Consider the following 407-nt stretch of genomic DNA (forward strand, 5'->3'; position numbering starts at 1 on the left):
CGTTGTCCAACCTGATCATGAGTGTGTACACGGTTGTAGCCGTCACCTTTATGTTCGTGATGGATAGAAACAAACTAAGGAACACTAAATGAGTACTCATGTCTTAAAGCTTGATGAGAACTTTCTTGGCGCTCTGGCCCGTCTTAGCTCAGGGGTGCGCGAGGAAGGTCGCAAGGTGACGGCAGTAGTGCTCAGCGACAAACTGTGCGCAACGATCGCGAGCTGCATTATGGCAGAGCAGGAACCTCCAGAGGATTTGCCCATCCGGCACATCTTCTTGGCGCTTGACCTGATCTACTACGCGGGGTACGCCGGAGAGTTTCCGCCTGTGGGGACCCTGTTTGGTGATATCGTCGTGTACTCTGAGCACGTCAACACGCCTAAGGAGCTATCGCTGGGTCTGGATG

At 53.3% G+C, this 407-nt stretch carries 1 protein-coding gene; it reads left to right on the plus strand.

Annotation, left to right across the window (positions count from 1 at the left end; genetic code table 11):
- Positions 1-88 precede the first annotated feature (88 nt).
- Positions 89-407 (plus strand): hypothetical protein (locus AC1RO3_RS08720; RefSeq protein WP_481764036.1); only part of this gene is annotated, 319 nt, incomplete at its 3' end.

Source organism: Dellaglioa sp. CoH-57-MRSF-19 (assembly GCF_056781975.1).